This is a genomic window from Streptomyces sp. NPDC055966, from assembly GCF_042269865.1.
In the GTDB taxonomy this organism is placed as follows: Bacteria; Actinomycetota; Actinomycetes; order Streptomycetales; family Streptomycetaceae; genus Streptomyces.
Map to the genome: position 1 here is coordinate 1 of NZ_JBHJYK010000076.1, position 2,307 is coordinate 2,307.

At 43.3% G+C, this 2,307-nt stretch carries 4 protein-coding genes; all 4 read left to right on the top strand.

Annotated features, from left to right (window positions below):
- The coding region (locus ACFC8N_RS48770; protein ID WP_376296091.1) for a hypothetical protein at nucleotides 1–541 on the top strand (541 nt) is incomplete at its 5' end.
- Nucleotides 541–1,173, top strand: coding sequence for a relaxase/mobilization nuclease domain-containing protein (locus tag ACFC8N_RS48775; protein WP_021838007.1), 633 nt, complete (start codon nucleotides 541–543; stop codon nucleotides 1,171–1,173). The genes ACFC8N_RS48770 and ACFC8N_RS48775, both read left to right, overlap by 1 nt.
- Nucleotides 1,174–1,298: 125 nt before the next feature.
- Nucleotides 1,299–1,790: a DUF3967 domain-containing protein gene (locus tag ACFC8N_RS48780; RefSeq protein WP_021838008.1), complete on the top strand. Its 492-nt coding sequence runs from the start codon at nucleotides 1,299–1,301 to the stop codon at nucleotides 1,788–1,790.
- Nucleotides 1,791–2,106: 316 nt separating this feature from the next.
- Nucleotides 2,107–2,307 (top strand): hypothetical protein (locus ACFC8N_RS48785; RefSeq protein ID WP_376296092.1); only part of this gene is annotated, 201 nt, incomplete at its 3' end.

The window sequence follows — 2,307 nt, forward strand, 5'->3', positions numbered from 1 at the left end:
CGTTCAAGACATGGGAAAGCAAACCGTTGAACGGATTGCTAACCTCACGGCAAAGTCATCATTCGAGACAGTCTACAGCTCCATCATTCTGGAACGAATATTTGACAGTCTCTTTAACAAAAGCAATCCAAAACAAAAGCGTGAAGAAATCCGCGGACTTGCCGCCAAGCGAATGCAGGGCCGTCTCGACAAGGAAGGCGCTGAAAAGATCAGCTCTCTCATTCAGGAAAACAAAGCACTAGAGTCTGAATGCAATCAGATCAGAGAGATGCTTGCCCAAATGGCAGCACAATACGAAGAGCTTCAGAAACTGCATGAGTCATTAAATCAAAAACACGAAAATCAAAAAGCCAACACCCAACATTATTACAACCGCGCAAGGCAGATCGATCAGGAAAAAGAGGAGTTAACCCGGCAGCTGCGCAATCAAGAAAAAGAAAACGCATCGCTGCAGAAGAAACTCCAGTTCCTTCTGGACAATTACAGCCGGTTTAAGTCAAACAGGAATTTGATTGAAGAATACGAGCAGGGGAGATACTGATGGTCGTTCATGTGAAATCGCTTGGTTTTGCCAGCCACCACAAAGGCGGCAAGCCGATCTCTCACATCAAAGAGCATATCAAGTACATAGAACTTGATCGTGATCATCACCGGACGCCGCCGGAACTGTTCACGGCTACCCAGGACAACATCAAACGAATTGAATTTTTCCAAAAGCTGAACGAACAGCCAAAGGTCGGCGTGGTCGGCCATAAGCTCGTGATCTCGCTCAGCGAGGATGAAAAAGAGCGCTACGGGACCGATCTGAAGGAATTGGTCCGAGACACCATGAATCGTTTTGAAACCAAGTACAACGTTAAACTAGATTGGGTTTCCGCCGTCCATGATGATAAAGGGCATCCTCACGCGCATGTCGTCATTCGAGGCTATAACGAGGATGGAAAACAGGTCGGCCTGTATCCTTCCCACCTGAAAGACTTGCATCAATTCGCTGATCAGGAAAAGCTACGGCAGTTTGAGAGATCAAAAGACAGCGCCCGCAGTCGTGATTTTTTGAAAGAGCTAGAGGAAGAAAGAAAGCATGAACCAACGCTTGATCTACCCCTTGCATTGGAGCCGGAACATGCCGTCAAAAACAAAGCACGATCAAGAGATCAAGAAATGGAACGTTGAGACAGGCCCCGCGGCCTGTTTTTTTGTTTTTCTGGCTTGTAGCGTTGACTTTTCGAAATAGGAAGGCATTTACGAGATTCATAGCGAATGTTGTAGCGCATAAGGAAAAATCGAGGTGATCCGCTATGAACACCGATACAACCGCTACAAAACTTACTTCAAAAGACGTGTCCTCCCGCCTTGGCATAGAGACCGTCACAGTCCGCAAATATTCAAAGCTGCTCGAGTCTCACGGCTATTTTTTCGAGCGCGACACCAAGGGCTGGCGACTCTACAACAAAGATGATTTATCCGCTATAGAGTATCTCTACAACATGAACAAATTGGACGGCCAATCCCTCCAAAAAGCAGCTGAACACATAGCGCATCTGTATCGGTCAAAATTGACCGTATCGCAACCCGATACACCGATACAAAACGATGAAAGGCGCGCCTTATTTCAATTTGTCAAACAACAGGAAGAGTTCAATAAAATGATGCTGGAACGCATTGAACTTTTTGAGAAACGGCAGAAAGAAAGAGACGAAATGCTGATGAAATCCCTTCGCGAATCCCAGGAAACTCAAAAAATGCTGGCTGCCGCCCGCGAAAAAAAGTGGTGGCAATTCTGGAAATAGAAAAGCCCCCGCTTGGGGGCTTAATCTATTGAATTCGTAAAAAAATCAGCATGCCAAATGGCTACCGATTTTTTAACCCATTCCGGAAATCAAAAAAAGAAGTCACCGCTTTTTTAATCAAGAAAAGCTAATCCTATTTTCTCTTATATACCTACCAACAGCGCTGATAAACAATACAAAAACAACAAAACGGTTATTAACTATAAAAAATAGAATAGTCTCTTACTTTTTTCGGTGACATCTTCATCCATTTTACTTTATAATTGGTTCTATAGATATATTTTTCTATTAAATGAGAGAAAAAGGAGAGAAAAAAATGAAAAAATTCTTCACCCTTATACTAAGCCTTTCCCTATGCTTCATGCTCATTGGCCCTGCAACTGCATCAGCAGCATCAAAACCAAAATTTGGTGACGTGAAAACCGTAACAATAAAAATGAGCAAAAGCCAAATACAGAGTAAAGTAAAAATGGCTACATTAATCGACAACTTAACGAATAACAAAGCTGTTGATGGC